20 protein-coding genes and 1 pseudogene are annotated in these 21,640 nt (G+C 46.9%); 4 read left to right on the forward strand and 17 right to left on the reverse strand.

The window, feature by feature from the left end; all coding sequences use genetic code 11:
• Nucleotides 1-5 precede the first annotated feature (5 nt).
• Nucleotides 6-143, reverse strand: a pseudogene (locus tag EDC32_RS12510) (DUF2975 domain-containing protein); the annotation flags it as partial.
• 506 nt (nt 144-649) lie between these two features.
• On the opposite strand from EDC32_RS12510, the gene EDC32_RS12515 reads away from it, so the two are divergent.
• A complete protein-coding gene (locus EDC32_RS12515; protein ID WP_132222638.1) occupies nt 650-2,152 on the forward strand; it encodes a malate:quinone oxidoreductase in 1,503 nt (500 codons plus the stop codon).
• A 214-nt stretch (nt 2,153-2,366) separates the two neighbouring features.
• On the opposite strand, the gene sigK is transcribed toward EDC32_RS12515, so the two are convergent.
• From sigK to EDC32_RS12530, 3 genes are all read right to left on the reverse strand, one after another.
• Nucleotides 2,367-3,074 carry an RNA polymerase sporulation sigma factor SigK gene (gene sigK, locus EDC32_RS12520; protein ID WP_022736728.1) on the reverse strand — a complete coding sequence of 236 codons (708 nt, stop codon included), beginning with the start codon at nt 3,072-3,074 and terminating at the stop codon, nt 2,367-2,369.
• 333 nt (nt 3,075-3,407) lie between these two features.
• Nucleotides 3,408-3,707 carry a hypothetical protein gene (locus tag EDC32_RS12525; RefSeq protein ID WP_132222640.1) on the reverse strand — a complete coding sequence of 100 codons (300 nt, stop codon included), beginning with the start codon at nt 3,705-3,707 and terminating at the stop codon, nt 3,408-3,410.
• 463 nt (nt 3,708-4,170) lie between these two features.
• The gene (locus EDC32_RS12530; RefSeq protein WP_158283363.1) at nt 4,171-4,518 is read right to left on the reverse strand and encodes an HPr family phosphocarrier protein; all 348 of its coding nucleotides are present in this window, start codon (nt 4,516-4,518) and stop codon (nt 4,171-4,173) included.
• Between the two features lie 250 nt (nt 4,519-4,768).
• Between EDC32_RS12530 and EDC32_RS12535 the strand changes: the two genes are divergently transcribed.
• Nucleotides 4,769-5,068 carry a MerR family transcriptional regulator gene (locus tag EDC32_RS12535; protein WP_054095956.1) on the forward strand — a complete coding sequence of 100 codons (300 nt, stop codon included), beginning with the start codon at nt 4,769-4,771 and terminating at the stop codon, nt 5,066-5,068.
• A 166-nt stretch (nt 5,069-5,234) separates the two neighbouring features.
• On the opposite strand, the gene EDC32_RS12540 is transcribed toward EDC32_RS12535, so the two are convergent.
• From EDC32_RS12540 to EDC32_RS12565, 6 genes are all read right to left on the reverse strand, one after another.
• The gene (locus EDC32_RS12540) at nt 5,235-6,995 is read right to left on the reverse strand and encodes a CocE/NonD family hydrolase (RefSeq protein WP_132222644.1); all 1,761 of its coding nucleotides are present in this window, start codon (nt 6,993-6,995) and stop codon (nt 5,235-5,237) included.
• Nucleotides 6,996-7,062: 67 nt separating this feature from the next.
• Nucleotides 7,063-7,884: a MerR family transcriptional regulator gene (locus EDC32_RS12545; protein WP_132222646.1), complete on the reverse strand. Its 822-nt coding sequence runs from the start codon at nt 7,882-7,884 to the stop codon at nt 7,063-7,065.
• Nucleotides 7,885-8,173: 289 nt separating this feature from the next.
• Nucleotides 8,174-9,004, reverse strand: coding sequence for a hypothetical protein (locus tag EDC32_RS12550; protein ID WP_132222648.1), 831 nt, complete (start codon nt 9,002-9,004; stop codon nt 8,174-8,176).
• Nucleotides 9,005-9,323: 319 nt separating this feature from the next.
• A complete protein-coding gene (locus EDC32_RS12555; RefSeq protein WP_022736738.1) occupies nt 9,324-9,659 on the reverse strand; it encodes a hypothetical protein in 336 nt (111 codons plus the stop codon).
• Between the two features lie 108 nt (nt 9,660-9,767).
• Nucleotides 9,768-11,597, reverse strand: coding sequence for a peptidoglycan D,D-transpeptidase FtsI family protein (locus tag EDC32_RS12560; protein WP_158283364.1), 1,830 nt, complete (start codon nt 11,595-11,597; stop codon nt 9,768-9,770).
• Nucleotides 11,598-11,677: 80 nt separating this feature from the next.
• Nucleotides 11,678-13,264, reverse strand: a complete 1,587-nt coding sequence (locus tag EDC32_RS12565) for a PhoX family protein (RefSeq protein WP_132222652.1) — start codon at nt 13,262-13,264, stop codon at nt 11,678-11,680.
• A 477-nt stretch (nt 13,265-13,741) separates the two neighbouring features.
• Between EDC32_RS12565 and EDC32_RS12570 the strand changes: the two genes are divergently transcribed.
• Both EDC32_RS12570 and EDC32_RS12575 read left to right on the forward strand, forming a co-directional pair.
• The gene (locus EDC32_RS12570) at nt 13,742-14,248 is read left to right on the forward strand and encodes a M57 family metalloprotease (RefSeq protein ID WP_132222654.1); all 507 of its coding nucleotides are present in this window, start codon (nt 13,742-13,744) and stop codon (nt 14,246-14,248) included.
• A gap of 49 nt (nt 14,249-14,297) precedes the next feature.
• On the forward strand, nt 14,298-14,855 hold the full coding sequence (locus tag EDC32_RS12575) for a hypothetical protein (protein ID WP_132222656.1): 558 nt from the start codon (nt 14,298-14,300) through the stop codon (nt 14,853-14,855).
• 70 nt (nt 14,856-14,925) lie between these two features.
• Here EDC32_RS12575 and mltG (EDC32_RS12580) read toward each other — a convergent pair whose 3' ends face one another.
• The 7 genes from mltG (EDC32_RS12580) to alaS all read right to left on the reverse strand — a co-directional run bounded on the left by mltG (EDC32_RS12580) (nt 14,926) and on the right by alaS (nt 21,416).
• The gene (gene mltG / locus EDC32_RS12580; protein ID WP_132222658.1) at nt 14,926-15,996 is read right to left on the reverse strand and encodes an endolytic transglycosylase MltG; all 1,071 of its coding nucleotides are present in this window, start codon (nt 15,994-15,996) and stop codon (nt 14,926-14,928) included.
• 197 nt (nt 15,997-16,193) lie between these two features.
• Nucleotides 16,194-17,270, reverse strand: coding sequence for an endolytic transglycosylase MltG (gene mltG, locus EDC32_RS12585; RefSeq protein WP_132222660.1), 1,077 nt, complete (start codon nt 17,268-17,270; stop codon nt 16,194-16,196).
• Between the two features lie 111 nt (nt 17,271-17,381).
• Nucleotides 17,382-17,654, reverse strand: a complete 273-nt coding sequence (locus EDC32_RS12590; protein ID WP_132222662.1) for a DUF1292 domain-containing protein — start codon at nt 17,652-17,654, stop codon at nt 17,382-17,384.
• Nucleotides 17,655-17,670: 16 nt separating this feature from the next.
• Nucleotides 17,671-17,988: a DUF1292 domain-containing protein gene (locus tag EDC32_RS12595; RefSeq protein ID WP_022736747.1), complete on the reverse strand. Its 318-nt coding sequence runs from the start codon at nt 17,986-17,988 to the stop codon at nt 17,671-17,673.
• Between the two features lie 2 nt (nt 17,989-17,990).
• The gene (ruvX, locus tag EDC32_RS12600; protein ID WP_029071864.1) at nt 17,991-18,419 is read right to left on the reverse strand and encodes a Holliday junction resolvase RuvX; all 429 of its coding nucleotides are present in this window, start codon (nt 18,417-18,419) and stop codon (nt 17,991-17,993) included.
• A 42-nt stretch (nt 18,420-18,461) separates the two neighbouring features.
• Complete coding sequence (locus tag EDC32_RS12605; protein WP_022736749.1) at nt 18,462-18,713, reverse strand: IreB family regulatory phosphoprotein; 252 nt, start codon at nt 18,711-18,713, stop codon at nt 18,462-18,464.
• 78 nt (nt 18,714-18,791) lie between these two features.
• A complete protein-coding gene (gene alaS, locus EDC32_RS12610) occupies nt 18,792-21,416 on the reverse strand; it encodes an alanine--tRNA ligase (protein WP_132222664.1) in 2,625 nt (874 codons plus the stop codon).
• Nucleotides 21,417-21,640: the final 224 nt, after the last annotated feature.

Genomic DNA, 21,640 nt, shown 5'->3' on the forward strand with positions numbered 1-21,640 from the left:
TTACCTCAGATGATTAAGTCATTTTCCGATTTGATCTCAACAGCTTCGTGTAAAAGTCTTTGTAGAACAGCAGTGAACACGGCGATGACCATCGAAGCAAAAATGGGAACCAAGTCGATGAGGATAAGACCGGGAGCATCGTCTTTCTATGCTAAGAGGTAAACAAATGGCTCCCTCTCTCGCAGGCATCCGAAAAACATCCCTTGCCATATACAGAAAAATTCGATATGTTGGGAGTAGCAGGCGTGACGTTCGGTTGAACAGCAGCTGCCCATTAGTGTGATCGGTGTTCAAAAGGTTGTGAACCCCTTCACTTCAAGCGCTGGACCGGTCTTGTCAGCAAGCAAGCGGAAACAGGATGAACGGTTGAAACGAACATTACCAAGTGCCTTGGATTGATGAAGGAAATGTGATGAAAAGGAAGCCCAAGAGTTAAAAACACAGATGGGGGCGAGTCACCGTCCTTTTTTTATTGTGTTTTCAGATTTTCTATTCAAGGTAGAAAGTTTCTTATTTCACATTTCTATTGTTATCTACTGTATAATGAATATATTATCTGATCTCTTTCAATTCATTCGTGTTTTATTCTTTGTCCATTGCTTCACATTTATCTGACTTGGAACGAAACTACTTTTAGGGGAAGATCGCAATGAGCAACATGCCGAAAAAAACAGACGTTATCTTGATTGGTGCCGGAATCATGAGCGCGACACTGGGAGCATTGCTGAAAGCGTTAGCACCTGAATGGGAAATCAAAGTGTTTGAGAAGCTCGCAAAGGCAGGAGAGGAAAGCTCAAATGAATGGAACAATGCGGGTACGGGTCATGCTGCATTGTGTGAGCTCAACTATACCTCTGAAAAGCCTGACGGTTCGATTGATGTTAGCAAAGCGATAAAAATCAATGAACAGTTTCAGCTCTCCCTGCAATTTTGGTCTTATCTGGTAAAAAGCAACCTGATTTGCAATCCAAAAGACTTTATCATGCCTATCCCTCACATGAGCTTCGTGCAAGGGGAAAAGAATGTTGCCTTTTTGAAAAAACGGTTTGAAGCGCTTACAGCCTATCATCAATTTCAAGGGATGGAATTTTCCGATGACCCTAAAAAACTAAAAGAATGGATTCCACTCGTCATGGAAGGCCGCCAACCGAAGGAACCCATCGCGGCGACGAGAATTGAATCAGGCACAGATGTTAACTTTGGCGCTTTGACACGCATGTTGTTTGAGCATTTAAAGAACGAAAACGTCGAGGTTCACTACAAGCATCAAGTAAAGAATATCAAACGCGCCGGTGACCGTTTGTGGGAAGTCAAAGTACGTAATCTGGAAAGTGGCAAAGTCGAACGCCATACCGCCAAATTTGTCTTTATCGGAGGCGGGGGCGGAAGCTTGCCACTGCTACAGAAAACCGGTATTCCTGAGTCAAAGCGGATCGGAGGGTTCCCGGTAAGCGGGCTGTTCATGGTATGTAACAACCAAGAAGTAGTTGAACAGCATCATGCAAAAGTGTATGGCAAAGCAAAAGTTGGCGCTCCCCCCATGTCGGTTCCGCATCTTGACACAAGATATATCGACAACAAAAAAACCTTGTTGTTTGGGCCGTTTGCCGGCTTCTCACCCAAGTTTTTAAAAACGGGTTCCTATTTTGACTTGATTGGCTCCATCAAACCGAACAACATCTTAACCATGCTGGCGGCTGGCGTAAAAGAGATGGCCTTGACGAAATACCTGATCCAGCAATTGCTGTTATCGAACGAACAGCGCATGCAAGAACTGCGCGAGTTCATTCCTGACGCTAGAAGTGAGGATTGGAACATTATCGTGGCCGGCCAACGCGTGCAAGTAATCAAAGATACCGAGACTGGAGGCAAAGGCACTCTTCAATTTGGCACGGAAGTCGTAAGTTCTGCCGATGGTTCGATCGCCGCCCTGCTCGGCGCTTCACCAGGCGCTTCGACAGCCGTTCACGCCATGCTGGAGGTATTGCAAAAATGCTTCCCGCAACAAATGAAAGAATGGGAACCCAAAATCAAAGAAATGATTCCCTCTTATGGCATATCGCTCGTCGACAACCCAAAACTTCTCCAAGAAATTCGCACTGAAACATCACAAACGCTTGGCCTGAGCAAAAAAATACCGGTCTTTAGTTAGTCCATCAGACACCAGAACAATGGCCCTATGGACATCACAGACAATACCCATCTGACTAGTCAGTCCTCATGGCATATTTTTTCGCAAACAGAAAAGAAAATGGCATAAAATTAAGCGCCCTACCTCTGGTAAGGCGCTTTCTAGTTGGTCCGCTCCAACGTGGATGGGTCATAAAACCTATGCCGTTCTTCCAACACTTCCTGGGCAAATCCCCTCACTCCCGCTTCTTTCCCGACCGATAATACTCATGCAACAACTTGATCAACGCCCGCTTTTCGATCCGTGACACATATGAGCGCGAGATCCCCAACGCTTTGGCTATCTCCCGTTGCGTTTTCTCTTCCTCGCCATTTAAGCCAAACCGGCAGCAGATCACTTCTTGCTCCCGTTTGTCTAAGATGTGAAGATGCGAATAGATATTATCCCGTTCAATCTTCAACTCCACGGAATCCACCACTTCATCCTTATCTGACCCCAAAATATCAACGAATGTGATTTCATTCCCTTCCTTGTCTGTGCCAATTGGATCATGCAATGACACATCCTTGCGCGATTTCTTCAGGGACCGCAAAAACATCAAGATTTCATTTTCAACACACCGGGCTGCATAGGTGGCCAACTTGGTGCCCTTGCCTGATTGGTAAGACTCGATCGCTTTGATCAAACCGATGGTGCCGATGGAAATCAAATCTTCATTGTCTTCACCGGTGTTTTCAAACTTTTTCACAATATGCGCCACCAAACGCAGATTGTGTTCAATCAGCTTGTTTCTTGCCTCCTGATCTCCTTGGGCCAAGCGCTGCAAGCATTCTGCTTCTTCTTTTTCTGATAAGGGCTGCGGAAAGGCATTGTTTTTAATATACGAAACAAAGGCGATCATTTCTTTGATCACCATCGCCACGGCTGTGAAAAGTCCAAACAATCCACTCCACCTCCACCCGATCGTAAGCGCAGACCATACTACCTTATGACAAATTGGGCTTTTGGGTTCCTGTTCCATTCACCACTGTTATGTATATGTTTAACGGTTATTGTCCTATCTCCACAGGATAGCACTCCCTTAATTAGTAAAAACAATGGAACGGCGAATGAATACCTTCTACACATAGTTAGATACCTACAAACGAATCAAACGATAAAAAAGCCCCACTCCCTCCTCATCGAAAATCCTGTTTTTCCACCGCCGATGAGTGAAAAGAGTGGGGCTATTTGTTAACCACTTAAAAGAAATTTGACCTAACCTTTCGCTTATACTCTAACCAGATTCGTTATAACTGTGAAGCACTTTTCCCAAATGCTCAATAAACAACTCCTTTGAACAAAATACTTCTTCATCTAATAAGGAAACCCGAATCTCACCATCAGGAAAATGTGGATCAAAATCAAATTCATCAAAGCCACGGCCGACATTTTCTTTCATACATTCATAAACCTCTTTTAACTCCCTTACCGTTAATATCTCTGTATCCAATCCAATTAAAACAATTCTCCAAGCAGCGGAAACATCGGGATCAGCGGGTTTTAATTCTTGAGCCAATTCATCAAACGTTTTCACCTCTTTCTCCATATTTAAGATAACTTGATGTAATGAGAAATAAACAGAAAATGCCAATGCCTGCCGTCAAAAACAATCAAATCAAACCGCCTCAAACCCCTTATAAACACTGGGTTTTTCTTTTTAGTTTACGAAACCTAACTTTCGTAAATCAATACGCGTCTATATGTTAGGTCACAGATCGGCTGAGGCTATAGCCATCCAGCCCTGTTTGGTATCTTCTGATCGAATTTGCCACAAATCATCACACCCAGCTTGCATAAGCAATCAATCTGTTCATCAATGACATGCCATAATCAGCAGGTCATTAGAACGGACTCCATTGGCTACGTCGCGATAAACCATAAACCAACCGTATCGATATTTTACTCAATAACAATAATTCAAAGTCAGCAATCGACGATACTACACGCTCATTTCCAAGAGCACTGCACTCCTGAAAAAAGTGTACACCACACTCATTCTATTGATCCGACGATGCCGAAAACCGTTTTGCGCTTATCTCGGTACGGGGCAAATCGACACCAGCCGCGGCGCCGATTTGCTCGCTGCCACGGGGAAGCGAAAACAACCTCTTCATTGCCACCAGCGCTTTTTTTGCATCCACGCCAGAAGTTCGAATAGTGACAGGACCTTTAATAATTCCCGACACCAACACGCACATGCTGAGTAAGCTTTTGGCATTGATAGAAATTTGATTCGCTTCAATGACTATATAGCAATCATATTGATCTGCTTTTTCCACAAAGCGGATCACTTCCAGTAAGCTGATTTTTGACGGGATTTGACAAGCTGTCACATATTCCGTCATGTCGGCCGCCTCCTCTCTGTTCCTACATCCCGCTGTCATCTAACATTCATTTCCAATTGTTGAAAGATTCTCTAACCGCACGTTTTTTCCTGTCACTTCATTATGTCATAATGGTTTCAATTCACTCTATAATCATGTCATATTATGTTACACAAAACGCATTTCAACATTTATTTATGTGAGATAATCTAACAAAAATAACCTGAAGCTGACTGGTTTTATGTTAAAGTGAATATGAGGTGAGCGGCTTATGTCTTACAAAGATCGCAAAGTCATCAATATCGGAACGGTTAGCGAGATGACCGGGCTGTCCGTCAGACAAATCCGCTATTATGAAGAACGACAATTAATCTTTCCTGAGCGGACAAAAGGCGGGACGCGAAAGTTTTCCTTTTCGGATATTGAGAAGTTGATGGATATTGCCAACCACATAGAAGACGGACTGCAAACAGTGGAAATCAAACGAATGGAAAACCAGCGGAAGCACCGTCAGCTGAGAAATCAAATGATCCGGGGCCAAATCAACGCCGCATTCGGCATGCGAAAATGAAGTGCAACTTAACTTACCAGCAGACGCGATCTAAAAGAAGCAGCCGGATGCCATGCTCCAGCTGCTTCTTTGAGGATTTACAAACACAAATAAGCAAATATTCAATAATTAAATGATTGATATCTGGTTTGAATAATAAAGATGTCTGAGGAAAGACAGACCTTATCTATTTTCTTGGTATGATCGGCAGAATAATGGAAGAAGGATGTTCTGCATCATGATAAATGGTTTGCCGAGCGATCACAACATCTGCAGCCTGATCTTCACCCGGATTTCTGCCAGTGTTAGGATTCCGGTCCCAACGCGGGAAATTGCTGCTCGTTATATCCAAGCGAATGCGATGTCCTTTTTTGAAGAGATTGCTGGTTGCCCATAAATCGATTTCATATAAGTAAACTTTTCCAGGCTCGATTAAGCTAGGAGCCTCTCCTTTAGCAACATTGCGATAACGGGCACGAATAATGCCATCAGTCAGATTTTGGGCATACCCATCGGGATGAACATCAACTAATCGTGCAACAAAGTCGGTGTCTAAGGCACTTGAGCTTGCCCACAGTTTCACTTTCACTGGCCCTGTTACTTCTATGTCTTCTTCTAATACGGGAGTGGTATAAACCAATACGTCATCGCGTGATTCGATCTCTCGCTGATCCATTGCACCGCTAGAAATGTCAGGAGGCATCATGATCGCACCGCCTTTCGTGATGACCGGATTCAAGGGATCATACGTATAATGATCGGCCGCCTCTTGATCGGGTGCGATTGTACTAAGTACGCCATCACCCAGAAGCGTATTGGCATGTCCTTGGCTGTGCAAGTAATACGGAGTATAAATAGTCCGAGCAAGCGGCCACTCATATTCATCACGCCAAACATTTTCGCCCATCACAAATAACTTGACAGGTGCCTCATTGAGGATACCGGTATCCTTTCCTTTTAAGAAATGATCAAACCATCGCAACTGGAGCCCAACCAAATCCACAACGGCAGCGTTGGCAGCCAATCCAAAGTTCACTTCACCGGCTTGATGACTGTGATCCAAATGCACCCATGGCCCGATGACTAGTTTGCTCTGCCGCGCTTCTGGACTATCGCCTTGGTTACGCATGTGCAAAAAGTTTTCAATGGTTCCTTGCAAGAAGATATCGTACCAACCAGCCACGTTTAGTGTAGGAACCATAAATTTGTCATATTTCCCCTTCAACGATAATGCTTCTACATCTTCTTGAGCCATGCCTCGCTCAAAATGTTGAAGAATGCCTGGAGCTACCTTATTTCGGGCAAAAGGCGCAAAATGTTTCAATGGCAGTGCGTTGATCTCCTTTTTTAGTTGATCAATGTCTGAAATTAACTGCGCCAAAGCAATGGATCGTTCTTGCTCATCGGCATATATTCTTGAGAGCGTGTCCAAATACATTCCTAATTGCCAATAGGACAAAAACCCAAGTTCCAACGCTCCTCCACGGTAGATGAATCCATCATAGGGGTCGCTCCAAGAAAAAGAAGGCGCTGCTGCTTTGAGTTCATGTGGATGATGCAGCATGCCTGCCCACTGTACAAATGCGGAATAAGATTCACCAAACGAACCAATTTTACCATTGCTATAAGGAAGCGTGCTTGCCCAGCGGATGGTCTCAACGGTATCAGAAGCTTCTTGTTGACTGGTCGAAAAAAGCTCCCACTCTCCCTCAGAAGCAAATCTTCCCCTTGTATCTTGAACGATGACCACATATCCCTGACGAACGGCACGAGAAATATCGTATAACCCAAAAGAAACAGGAGGGTTATCTTTATTATACGGATGGCGATGGAGTAGAACAGGCCATTTTCCTTCCTGATTAGGCCGATAAATATTTGCACGCAACACAATCCCGTCTCTCATCTTAACGGGCACATCAAATTCCGAAATCATCTGATAATCAGTCATATTACATGCTCCTTTTTTTGCTTTGTCATTGATGCTTGACTGACTAAAATATTGGCATACTGGTTTATTACATACACCCGGCTCTCAAAATGGGCATCTGACTCTCAGTTACATACCGCAGCTTGTCACCCTCTTCAGTTGATAAATATACTTCTCTGCTTGGCATTTCCGGGCTGATCTGATAGCCGTTCTCCTCAATCCATGATCCCAGATCGATGCTCACTGGCGTATCCACATCCGGTCGGCTGATATGAGTCACCGCCGCAACAGTCAATCCCGGCAATTCCACTGTACGAAAACGTGCGGTATCTTGAAGCTTGCGCGGAATGGGGCAAGCGATTTTTAAATCGATGTTGCTTTCACATTCCGGACAACCATGCCACATCACCATATGGGTGACAGGGAGTGGTAAGTTATTCCACTTTAGATATTCATCAATTTCTTCAAACAGTTCGGGAATACTTGCTCTGCTAGTGGTCTCTTTCAGCGTCGCAACCAATAAGGGCTCCACCTTCTTCACCACAACCTCATACGGAGAAAGACCGTCACTTTGCCGTTCAATTTGTTCAAGTCTCACCTCAATCCGCCTTAAACGCTCCATTTCCGACTGAATCAGCGAGTGAAGTTCTGCTTGCTTAAGACGAAGCATTCCTCGCATTTCAACTGTAGATACGTTGTCTTTCAAGAGCTGTTTGATTTGTTCAAGGGTAAAGCCAAGCTCCTTAAACGCCAGAATCCGATGCAGATCGAGCAACTGTTCGCTCTTGTAGTAACGGTAACCGCTCTGTTGATCCGTGTAGGCCGGTTTTAAAAGTTCAATTTGATCATAAAAACGTAATGTTTTAGCGGGCACTTGGCTTAACTTTGAGAACTCGCTGATCTTAAACATGGGAATAGCTCCTTTCTGTACTAGAAGTATAAACCTTCCATATAAGTGGAAAGTCAAGTAAAAAAATTGCAAGCCGACCACAATCGCCCGTTTGCTACTGCCACCCAATTAAGGGGAATCCACGAAGAATCCATAGGGAATCCTTTATGATTCCCTGACCACGAAGCCCATCGCATCGGTAAGATCGCTGGATAACGATACCGAGATGATGACGGTAAAATAAAAAAAGGTTCCTCACACAAGGAACCTTTCCGGCCAATTGGCCCTCCACATGAACGACAACCGCACCTCACTTCGCTTTTGGCCTCAACTCAATCGGTAGAGTGATTTTCTCCTTAAACACACCACCCACTTCTGCCGTTTGCGTTTGTTGATACGTCGCCGTCCCGGTCGGGGTTGGAATCTCAAATGAGAACTGGGTCAACACAGCATGCAACACGTGGGTTTTCGAATCAATATGTACTTCTCTCTTATAAGATTTCAAACGTATATTTGCTGGATCCACCCGGATGCCCCATCCCCGTAGCTGCGCCAAGGAAGGCTCCAATTCGGCCCGGTCATTGTTTCCTAATATCCCCGCCGCCCGTCCGGGAGGTAACTCCGCAGTGACACGGAAAAATCCATTGGTTTCAACCATGCGAAATGTGGCGCTTTTTTGTTTGACAGCTGCCGCCAATTCAATGAGTGCTTGTGTCGGGTCTTCAACACTTGTCCGCATTTCCGCACGCGTGCCCGTTTTCCACGGTGCATTCCCGGTCTTTAGATATCCTTTATCTCCAATCATCACTAATTGTTCGGATTCGCTTTTTCCAGTGGATGTGATCGTGCCCTGACTTCTCATCGCATAAGGGTCACTGGTCACATTGATCTTGGCTTCATACTGTGACGCCGTTTGCTGTTGATTCCTGGTCAACTTCTCCTGACGTTTGACCTGGTAAGTCCAACCCGCTTCTTTTTTGAGTGTCGTCTGGGTCAATTCCAATATTTCCGCCAATGTCGGCTCGCGCAAAGTAGGGTCTATTTTTCCCCATCCGGTTTTCACATCTTGCCAAGACATGGTACACGCTGATAGTACTATGACCAGTGCGAGGGCTAACACACCCGTTCGTATGACTTGCATAAACGCCTCCCGAAGCATCATGTCTTCGTGTGGTGAGTCCGGCCTCTGGAAAACTGGTAAGGCGCTATTTCATATATATTCGGCCACCCAATTCCAATCACCTTTTCCATTCAATGGGTAATCAACACACTTTTATATAAAAAGATTATACATTAACATAGCAGTTTTTTCTTTTCACATATTTGAACTTTCACTTAGAGTCACAAACATAAAAAGGAGTTGCCTCTGGTGAGTGCAACTCCTTTATCCTGTCATAGCTAGCCGTTTCATCCTTCCACAGAACGAAACATTCCCCACCTTCCCGTTGAAGTAGCTAACCTTATCGGGAAAATGGGTATTGGTTTGGCGTGACAAACGTCCCTGGGCCATGATATTGATTCGGGCCTGGAAACTGATTGGGTTGGGTTGGGTATTGATTGTTGGCAGGTGGGATGGGTAGCGCTTTTTGCGATTGAGGTTGTGCTTGCGCCTGATCCATCTCTTCACTTTCCAAACCTTCCATCCCAAATTCTTCCAATACGCGTTGAACTAATTTTAGCTCATCCGATACCATCTCATCCTGATCTTTCGATTTCAGCAAAAGATTTTGATATTGCAAGAGCGCCTCTTCAATCAAATCTAGTTCAGCCTTTGTCAGATTCACGGTGATCTTCATTGTGTCTACTCCTTTGACTTATCCTTTTAACCTACCTATATGATAATCATAACGACATAACAAAACAACCAGAACACACGCTGGTTGCTTTTATATTCATATAATCTTCTATTTCTTGGCAGATTGCTTCTTTGCTACATGCTCTTTTTCATCGGTAGGTTTCTGTTTAGCGATCTCTTCCATCACTGCTCTAAATACACGCTTGGCCCGTGGATCTTCAGAATCCGAGATATTTCTCAACACAATGGAGATTGCCACTTGTGGCCTCTCGAAGGGGCCGAAGCCGATCATCCACTTGTTATAGCGTCTTTTATCCAATCCGATTTGCGCTGTCCCTGTTTTTGCGGCCAGTGACCATGTCGTACCGGCTACCGATTTGGCAGTCCCCTTCACCACCACCAACCGCATCATTTGTTTCATCGCCTGAATCGTCTCCGGCTTTAACGTCTTGGCCCCAGGCAATACTTGTGGTTTAAACTGATATACCACCCGCCCCGTTCCATCGCGAATTTCCTTAACCACTCTCGGTTTGAAAGGCTTTCCCTGGTGAAACAGGGCTGTCACCATATTGACGGCCTGAAGCGGGGTCACCCGTACGTCCCGCTGCCCGATACCTGTTTGCGCCATGACTCCAGGATCGTTCTTCGGCGTTGTCTTGGCAAAAACCATGCCCTTCTGTTCTTGGGGCAATTGGGTGAAATGCTCATCATGGAACACTTTGCCTGACCAAAGTACTTCTTGCGCCAACCCTAGCCTTTTGGCATATGCTTCAAGATGCTCGGCCCCCAACTTCTGGGCCACCATCCCCATCACTACATTGCAGGAGTTGGCATAAGCCTCTGCAAACGTTTGACGACCATGTCCTCCATGTTTGTCGTCAGTTAACCTAGCTTGTTCCAATTCTCCGTCGCATTGGAAAACAGTATCCGGCTTCACAATCCCTTGTTCCAATGCAGCCACCGCGACGACCGTCTTAAAAATGGACCCAGGTACAGTCTCCAGCAACGCCCGGTTATCCCAAGGTTGGTTCTCATGCACACCTTTACGAACAGCGGGTCGGCTGGCCATCGCCAACACATCCCCGCTGGCAACATCTTGCACCACAACGGCGCCATCTTGCACATTTTCCTGGCGCAAAATCTGTTCGACCCGCAATTGCAGCTTTTTGTCCAACGTGGTAACCACTGTGTAAGGATGTTCATCGTTTCCTGCTCTGCTCGTTATTCGTTTCATCCCCCCGCCGATTAACGGCAGTCCACTACCCATGGTCGTGTAAGCCAACCGCTCTTCAACATTGCCATGCAAGAAAGGTTCAAACGCAGCCTCAATGCCAGTCACACCTAAGTGAGAATCGGGGGTCCACTTGCCACTCGCCACCTGCTCTGGATACCACGATTTCATTAAGCCCGGATTTTGAACCAATCGTCCCAACACCTGTTGCGCCGGATGATTGATGGACATCCGGTAATCGGAACGCACCACCATCACGCCGGGCAATTGCAAGCGGTGAATCTGTTCCTTATCGGCCTGCGACAACACAATCTCTTCCCCCGCTGGCCCGGACAACAGCCCCGGAAACCGGATTTGCATCAATTGACTCTCCAGTTGGGTTAGTGGCATATGGATCAACGAGGCCAATTGGGCAAACTGTTGCCGCTTCGCTTTCATCAGGTGACGTGTTTGCGGAAACACAAGGAGGTGATAATCGTCCCCTCCGGCCAACCGCTCCCCATGGCGATCCAAGATCGCGCCACGACCGCTATTCAGTAGCATCTCCTCCCGTTGACGCTCTTCCGCTAGACGAATGAGATCCACCTGCTGATCACGCATGGAAAATGAGCGCGTCGCCTCAATTTGGATATAATAAAGCCGCCACACAATCAAACCAAACGCGGCGATCATACCGAAGCTGATAAGCCAAGTACGCCACTTCCTCATAACATGAACACCCCGCTCTTCTCTCTCCATCTTGGACAGGAAATGAGCGGGGTATACGCATAAGTCCTAACCGGCTTGTCTCAGAATCCACGAATCGCTACAACAGCCGGACGGGGAATATCTCCATACGGCCAATGGCTAGTTGGATTTTTTGGGTCTTTGGTCTCTTCACCTGGATGCTGAACGGCGATAAACAACGTGCGCTGATCCGGGGTGAAATCGGGTCCAGTCATTTCCGCTTCCCGGGGGCCGGACGCGAATTGGAAAGCTTCTCCCGCTTGTCGCCCTTGGGTCGCGATAAAGAAAAGGCCGTTGTTTTTAAACGATTCATAGGTATTGTCCTTGTTCATCTTGCCAGATGAAATATCCGTGCACACCCATAGGTTACCTTGTTTGTCAAACAGCAAATTGTCGGGGCAAGAAAACCCGCTTTGCCGTCCCCCCACGGCAAATATCTCAAAGACGAAGCGTTTCGCGGCGGCATCATCCCCATCTTCAATCAGACGAAGGATTTGCCCATGGAAGTTGCCATGATTGGTGTTGTTAGTCAACGCGAGGTACACACTGCCGTCACGTGGATTTACTTCCACATCTTCCGGCCGGTCAAGCGGGGTCGCTCCCACCAGCTTGGCCGCATCCCGTGCATGCACCAATACTTCCCCTTGCGTCTTAAACCTGGCTTTTAAAGCAAGACTCTCTTCTAAATCCAAAGGCACCCATTTGCCATCAGCCAAGTTGGCCACATAGAGCGTGCCTTCACTGAGCAGTGACCGATTGTCTTTACCCCGGGCCGGCTGATACTTGTTTTTACTCACATACTTGTAAAAATACTGGTCATTGGAATCATCTCCCATGTAGACAACCAATCGACTATCCTTTGACAACGTCATCGCTGCGTTTTCATGGGAAAACCGTCCCAATGCCGTATGCTTCTGCGGAGTGGAAGACGGATCAAACGGGTCCACCTCCACCACCCAGCCATAATGGGTGTCATTGCGGCCCCAGCGCTTTGCATCTTCTTCAAAATTTTCTTCGCAAGTGAGAACAGTGCCCCACAGCGTGCGGCCTCCACTGCAATTGGCAAATGTCCCTTTCACTTTGTGGACTCCGCCAACCGCAGCATCCCCGCGCGCGGGACCGGTCAGTTCCATCATGGTGTTGGCTGTAATCCGGCGCGCATACCGACTGCCTTTCACCAACCGCCACTTGCCGTCAGATAGCTTGATCTCAATGACACTTCCACCAACATTGTATTGTTCAATCGCATGTTTCTCCGCTTCCGGCGTGTCAGCGCCATACATGAAGAGCGCCCCAGTGCCGATATACTCATGATTCACCCACAACAATCCGTGCTTTGATGATTCATTGATGGGAAAGTAAACGGTCAGGTCACAGTTGTAGCCAAACTTTTCACCATTGCCGATGTCGTCACCCCAAGCGGCAATGAGATCCTGCCGAAATCCCTTGGGTAAAACGAGCTTATCTTGATTCGATGGGGAAATGGGGCGAAATGGGGGACGGTAAGCCATCTTTTTAAACGTATCAGTCGCACCCTTCTCCGCTGCTTCCGCGACTTGTTCCAATCCGGTGGTCACTCCGACCAATGCTGCCGTCCCCACACCAACAAACTTCATGAATTCGCGTCGCGTAATATGATTTTCTGCCATGCTGACACTCACTCTCCATCCGGAAATGTCAATCATCTATCATGTTCTAAATTAATGGAAAGATGTTAATAACACGTAAACGAACGATAAAGATCCCGTTTTGAATCGGATATTTATACCATTTCGATATTTAGTTCTATCAAAAACGCGTGCGATCATCGGTGAAACATCATCTCTCTCTTGAGAAATATCAAAAACCGATACATTGCATCCTGGACGTGTCTCGCAAATCTTGCTGGGGGATCAAAGCGGCGAGGAAGTCCTTTTACCGTTGAGATGAGTGGGAAAACGCGCCCGCGAACCACGATCCTATGCAACGGACACACGCTAACAATCAATTTTGATAGATAATTAAATTTCATTGTAATAATTATACTATTATAATAATTTTTCATTTTAATAAAGGTAATTTTAATTCGATATCTAATTATTAAATTATTAACACAATCAACCTATTGGCCACAGGAGGTTCACAACATGAAAAAAGGGTTGGCTATTTTCGCGTTTTTACTGGTCTTAGGTGCTTGGTCTCCCACATTCGCTTATGTACTATGGGGTTACAAATGGGCAAGTCCCAATATCACGTACGAGTGCGACATGTACGGCGATTACACCACACAGTGCAACAACGGCAAAACAGAATGGAGCAACTGGACCGATGTCAATTTATCCTACAGTTCCAATCCCGGCATCACCACTACAGCAGGCAACTACGGCAACGTGTCTTGGAGTGGATTATGCTCAGTCGGCTCCAGCTCGGGAAGCACGGTTTACCGCATGGATATCTCCATTAACACATACTATACAGATAGTTATTCCTCCCAAAAACGCAAAGGGGTAATTACCCACGAATTGGGGCACGCCTTGGGCCTGAGCCATGAAAACCGCTTGGGGCCTGGAGGTTCCGTCATGTATGACAATGATGGAAGAACCGTTTACTCCCCCACACAAGACGATATTAACGGGGTAAATGCGATTTATTGATCCCCTTTCATCCCAAACCCAATCCCGATCATAAAGGAGGAACCATCCCATGGTTAAACGCATCAAGCGCAATGCTTACACCCTGATGATGACCGCTCTCGGGCTTTTGCTGGTGGGTGGAATATACTTTTCCTTCGTCGCTCCAAAAGAGGTGGAAGTTGGCGTCTCCTTGGACAAGCAATACAGCAGCGTAGATGAAATGAAGCAAGAAGCCCAATTGATTGTTGAAGGTACGGCATCGACCAAACAGCAAGGCATCCGCTATCAAAACATGCTTTTTACAGTTACGGACTTTCATATCAACAATACAATCAAAGGCCATGCGGACAAAAAAACGATTCGCATTTTGGAAACGGGCGGATTCGACGGTAAAAACTACTTAACCATTGAAGGGAATAAGATTATGGACAAGAACCAGTCTTATGTCCTGTTCTTGCAAAAATATCAAGGCTCCGTCACCAATCAAGATGCTTATGTAATCATCGGCGCATACCAAGGGAAATTCGCCGTCGATGGCAACACCATCTCCCCCGCCCATAAAGTCGCCCCGGCCATCGCAAAGCTGGAAACAAAGCAAGCCCTGATCAAAGACATCCAAGATCAATAAAAAGAAAGGTGCCGATCTCATTCGGCACCTTTCTTTTTATTAGCATGCATCAGCTCATGCGCCAATGCGCCTATTGGCTGTTCGCTTGGGCGCTTTTGCGGTTGCGCTCTCGCTTCTGGAGATTGGCCCGATGGCCTTGATCCGTCTCTGCGAAATAATGCAGGTTGGAACCATCGTCTCTGGTCACATAAAATAAATACCGGTGTTTCTGCGGATGCAATGCCGCTTCCAATTCCACCTTGGTCGGTGTGGAAATCGGGCCTGGCGGCAATCCTGTGATCGCATACGTACTGTAGGGATGCTTCTCATAATACATCCGCTCCAGCACCGTCTTGATTTTTTGCCCTTTCATCCGGTACATAAACACGATGGTCGCATCCACTTGCAATTTTTTGTTCTTATTCAACCGGTTGTAAATCACACCAGCGATAATCGGCTTTTCACTCGCCACTTGGCCTTCGCGTTGGATAAGGGAAGCGACCGTCACCAATTGATCCAATGTCATCCTTTTGCCAGAAAGCGGAGACTTTTCCCTCAATTCTCTCTCGATATCTAATGCAACCAATTGCTCGTTGAAGCGCTCTAACATTGCATTAACGATATTTTCCGGTTTTTCCTTTTTGGGAAAATAATACGTATCCGGATACAGATACCCCTCCAGCTTATAAGGGCGCTGCGGATGCTTAGGGATCGATTTTTCAAAGGCGAACTTGGGTGGCTTGTTGTTTAGCGCATTGAGAAAGCCCTGTCCATCCAATCCATTTTTTGTTAAGCGATCCGCTATGTCATAAGCAGTAAAACCAGGAATAACATCTATGCGAACGGTATTTTCCTTTCCCTCAGCAAACCGGGTCAGCATTTGATCCAGTGTTTCTCCTGGGGCGATTTCATAGTTGCCCGCGCGCAGATTGGTTTTGTTTTTCCATATAACATAATATCGGAAAAAGGTGGATTTCCGAATCAAGCCTTTTTCTTCCAAAATCCGGCCAATGCCCTCCAAGGAGGTTTGCGGCGGAATTTTTAATTGTACTGGTTCTGTCCGCTTAGGCGATCCTAATGTGAAATCCACATAGAGCAAGCCTAATCCAACCCATCCCGCCAAGAGCACCAAGGTAAAGAAAATACGTAAAAACCATTTCATTATCTAGTACTCCTTTTATTAATATAGAGTCAATCGTCTTTGCGAAACTTTATTTCATATTAACATAACTGACCCCACATCCACACAAAGAAAAGTCATCCAATGAACTTGTAGCCGTGATCCCCCTCCTTATCTCGACCATCTGCTCCAATGTAAAAATCACCTTCCGAGGGAGAAGGTGATTTTGGTCTGGCCATTTACTCTCCGATTGTCGGCATAGCTTGGCCTTTTTCTCTATTTCTTTTACTAATTGCATTATACTGTTGATGCTGTTGGAAGTTTGTGGCAAAGAAGTGGCGTTTTGTCCCATCTTCCCTTGTCACGTAGTACAGGTATTTATGTTTCTCCGGATTTACAGCTGCTGCCAACGCCTCCGCCGTAGTATTGGAGATTGGTCCGGGGGGCAAGCCGTAATTGATGTACGTATTATATGGATGATTGACGCCTTTGTACATATTTTGATACACCCGGGTAACTTTTTTCCCCTGCTCCCTGTACATGAAAACAATCGATGCGTCCACTTGCAACGGCATCCGAATATCCAACCGGTTATAAATAACGCCGGCGATGCGTGGCAATTCTTGTTTGTCTTGCCCCTCGCGCTGAATGAGCGATGCTACAGTGACCACCTTATCAAGCGTCATGTTCTTGAGACGCGGATTGTTTTGCAGTTTCTGTTCGAGATTGAGTTTCTCATAATAGGTATTAAATTGTCCCAGCATCGTGTTAATGATCTCTTCGGGTTTTTCACTTGGCTTAAAATAATATGTATCTGGATATAAATAACCTTCCAGCTTATATTTGCGATCCGGGCTTTTGGCGATTTTATGTTCAAAGGCATACCGAGGTTTCTTATTATTTAACGCTTCCAAAAACGCCTTTTTATCAAAGCCTTTAGCTTCCAAGCGATCAGCAATTTCATATACCGTCCAGCCTGGAGGGACGACGATTTTGACTTTGTTTTCTTTTCCTTCGGCAATCTTCACCAATATTTGGTCCAATGTTTCATTCGGCAGGATTTCAAACGTTCCCGCACGCAAATTGGTCTTATTCTTCCATTTCGCATAATAACGGAAAAAAGTTGACTCTCGCAACAATCGCTTCTGTTCAAGAATCTCTCCAATCTCTTGCAAGGTGGACTCGCTTGGGATTTCAACTTCCACTGGTTTGGTTCGTTTTGGTGATCCCAGCGTAAAATCAACATAGAAGTAACCTAATACCCCCCACCCGGCAAGGAGAACAAAGGTAAAGAAGATGCGCCAAAACCATGTCATATGTCTTTGTACCCCTTCTACTTCAGTGAAAATAGGATCTTCTTTTGTCAAAAAACTCTTTTATAGGGTATCACACATGGCTTAAAAAAAAACGGGGAAATTTCCCCGTTTTTACTGAAATTCATGAAAATATAACATTTCATCTACAGCTTCGGCAATATTCTCCCATTCATTGTCATCTTCAATTTCTTCCAACCTTCCTTGGTTGACACGAAAAAGATAAGCATCATCCGCAGGGTCGCCCTCTTTGCGTAACAGGGCGTAATGTTGCCCCCCCACGTCCACTTCATTCACCAAATGATATGGGGTTTCTTGATGAATCATCGGCCTGTCGGCCAATTGTTGCCGCAAGATCTGAACCTCGCGCGCTCCCAGTCCATCCATCGTGCCAAAACCTCGCTTACTGATGTTCTTCGTCTTCTAGTTCGATGCCGGAAAATAGGGTGTTAAACATTTCCTCCACGAGATCCCATTCCTGCTCGTTGTCTTCTTCAATCATCTCCAGCGTGATATCGTCGCCTTCTTCGGTATAACGGAAAGCAAGCACTTCCACGCCTTCTTCGTCTTCGTTGTTCCGTTCGTTTTCCAACTCATCCGCCGGCGCGACGAACATGTATTTTTTGCCCGTTTCATCACTTTCAAATGTATACAGGATCTCAAACTTTTCTTCAGTGCCGTCTTCGTTGGGAATCATAAGAAATTCTTGTTGTTCTGCCATGTTTAAATCCTCCTGTTTGCATCAATATATCCTTGCAAGATCCAAGTAGCCGCCAACTGGTCAACCACTTGTTTTCGTTTCTTCCGGGACATGTCTGCGTCAATCAGCGTCCGCTCCGCCGCGGCGGTGGATAAGCGCTCATCCCACAAGTGGACGGGCAGGGAATAACGGGTACGGATTTGCTCGGCCAGCGCTTGGCACGCTTCCCCGCGCGGACCGAGTGTCCCATTCATGTTGCGGGGCAGTCCCACCACGATCTCTTTAACGCGGTATTCCTGAACCAAGCGATCCAGTGCCTGCCACCAATCACCCGCTTTGCGGTCGATCACGGTGACTCCCTGAGCCGTCCAACCCAAGGAATCACTCACCGCGACACCGATTCTCCGCTCCCCCACATCCAAGCCGAGGATGCGAGGGGCATCTATATCCAATGAAGAGAACTCCTCAAACCCCATATGTTGGTTTCCTCGCTATTATTGACTGTTTTGTTCGATGTAGAATTTGACCAATTCCTCGATGATTTCATCGCGTTCAAGCCGGCGGATCAATGTCCGGGCGTTCTTGTGGCGGGGAATGTATGCCGGGTCTCCGGAAATGAGATAGCCAACGATTTGGTTGACCGGGTTATACCCTTTTTCCTGTAGCGCCCCATACACTTGAAACAAGACATCCTTAGGGTCAAGGTCTTGATCACCCCGAAAATTAAACTTCATTGTTTCATCCATGGATGATTTCACACCTCTCTGTTTGGATGACCAGCGTTTACTTTCTTCTCCCTAGCCCGGACATTCTCCTGTCAAATTCTATATTTGCGCTTCAACGAATTCATCAACCCGATTCAGCGCATCCGGCAACCGCTCAGGCTGTTTTCCTCCTGCTTGCGCCATATCGGGGCGGCCACCACCGCCACCACCGCAAAGGGTAGCCACTTCTTTTACCAATTTGCCTGCGTGTAAGCCAGCTTTCACATAATCTTGCGATACGGAAGCGACAATCTGCACTTTGCCATCGGCATTGGAACCGAGCACAATGACGCCCTGCCCCATCTTTTGACGCAGATCGTCCACCATCGAACGCAATTGATCCATGCTGTTGGCATCGACTTGCGCCCACAGTACTGGCACGCCTTTCACTTCATGCACCCGGTTGATGAGTTCGCCGACTGCCGCTTGGTTGAGCTTCGCTTGGAGCGACTCGTTTTCCCGTGCCAATTCTTTATTTCGTTCTTGCAATTGCTCAATGCGTTCCGCCACATCAGCCGGCTTGGTTTTGAGCAAGGCTGCCGCTTTGCCCAACAGCGCCATCTGTTCTTCCAAATAAGCGTAAGCCCGGCGGCCCGTCACCGCTTCAATGCGTCGTGTTCCTGAACCGATGCCACTTTCGCTCAGAATTTTGAATAGACCGATCTCCCCTGTGCTCTCAACGTGGGTGCCTCCGCAGAGTTCCAAGCTGTAGTCGCCAACTTGAACGACGCGCACAACTTCACCGTATTTCTCGCCAAACAAGGCCATTGCACCCATCGCTTTCGCTTCAGACAGAGATTTTTGCATAATGTTGACCTTAGTATTCACCCAAATTTGTTCGTTTACACGTCGTTCCACTTCACGAACTTCATCATCCGTCATCGCGCCGATATGCGAGAAGTCGAAGCGAAGCCGATCCGGCGCCACCAAGGAACCGGCTTGGTTCACATGCTCACCCAGTACTTCTTTGAGTGCTTTGTGCAACAAATGCGTAGCGGTGTGGTTTCTGACAATGTCCTGACGCAAGGTTTCATCGATAGCAGCGCGAACCTCGTCCCCTTGCCGCACGGTTCCTTCCTCAGCTACAACGGTGTGCACATGTTCGCCACGCGGACCTTTTTTCACTTCTTCAACCCGAAGCTTGCCGCCAGCAGACGCAATCCAGCCCGTATCGGCTACTTGGCCACCGCTTTCTGCATAGAAGGGCGTCTCATCTAGAATGATGAGTCCTTTTTGGCCCGCTTGAATCGACTCGGACAGCTGATCGTCGATGATGATCGCACTCACTCGGGTTTGCCGCACACGTTCGGTGTAACCCACAAATTGCGAAGCGACTTCAAGCTCACTCAAAGCGCCCCCTTGCACTTGCATGCTGTCCACTTCTTGACGAGCAGCACGGGCACGCTCCCGTTGCGATTCCATTTCCCGGTCAAAGCCAGCACGATCCACTTCCAACCCATGCTCCCTCGCGAAATCTTCGGTCAGGTCGACGGGGAACCCATAGGTATCATACAGTTTGAACGCGTCAACTCCGCCAATCACGGTGCGCCCTTCACGTTTCGCCTCAGCCACTACGTTTTCCAAGATATGCAAACCTTCGCTCAAGGTTTCCAAGAAACGCTCTTCTTCGCTTTTGATAACCCGTTCGATGAATGCTTTCTTCTCACTTGGCTCTGGATAGTAGTCGCGCATGATTTCCGCCACCACCGAAGTCAGCTCGTGCAGGAATGGGCGTTCCATGCCAAGCTTCCGTCCGTATCTGACGGCGCGGCGCAACAAGCGACGCAGGACATACCCACGTCCTTCATTGGACGGCAAAACGCCATCGCCCACAGCAAACACAATGGTGCGGATATGGTCGGCAATCACCTTCAACGCGATGTCGGTCTCTTCGTTCTGCCGGTAAGTCGCTCCGGTGATGCGACAGGTTTCTTCGATGATCGGCAGGAACAGATCGGTGTCATAATTGGTCGGCACATCTTGCATCACTGAAGCCATCCGTTCCAATCCCATCCCGGTATCGATGTTCTTTTTCGGCAAGGGGGTATATGTGCCATCTGGGTTGTGGTTGTACTGAGAAAACACCAAGTTCCAGATTTCCAGATAGCGTTCATTTTCACCGCCGGGATACATCTCAGGATCGTTGGGATCGCCGATGTGCGCACCGCGGTCATAAAAGATCTCCGTATTGGGTCCGCTTGGCCCTTCGCCAATATCCCAGAAGTTGCCTTCCAGCTTGACAATGCGCTCTTTGGGGATGCCGATCTTCTCATGCCAATAACGGTACGCTTCCTCATCTTCCGGATGGACAGTCACCGATAGGCGATCGGGGTCCAGACCCATCCATTGGGGCGAAGTCAGGAATTCCCAAGCCCAGGTGATCGCTTCTTCTTTAAAGTAATCACCGATGGAGAAGTTGCCCAACATCTCAAAAAAGGTGTGGTGACGTGCAGTGTAACCCACATTCTCTATATCGTTAGTACGAATGGATTTCTGTGAATTGACAATGCGTGGATTTTCTGGTGTGACCCGGCCATCAAAATACTTTTTAAGTGTTGCCACTCCGCTGTTGATCCACAGCAAGGTGGGATCATCGACCGGAACCAACGACGCACTGGGTTCAATTGCGTGCCCTTTTTGTTTGAAAAACTCCAGGTATTTGCGACGAATCTCACTTGCTTTCATGTGTGTATGCCTCCTTTTCTTTGCAAAGAAAAAACCTTTCCATCCCCTGTCAGTAAGGGACGGAAAGGTTTCCGCGGTACCACCCTATTTACCGCATTTATGCAAGCGGCCAACAGCCGACTATGTAACACGGTCACTTCATTTGGATAACGGCATGGTCAATGCCGGCAGGGATTAGCTGCATTCCGAAACTGGCCGCGAACCAACCTGAACCGAAAAAGCCT

Origin of the sequence: Laceyella sacchari (assembly GCF_004343255.1) — a bacterium.
Lineage (GTDB): Bacteria > Bacillota > Bacilli > Thermoactinomycetales > Thermoactinomycetaceae > Laceyella > Laceyella sacchari.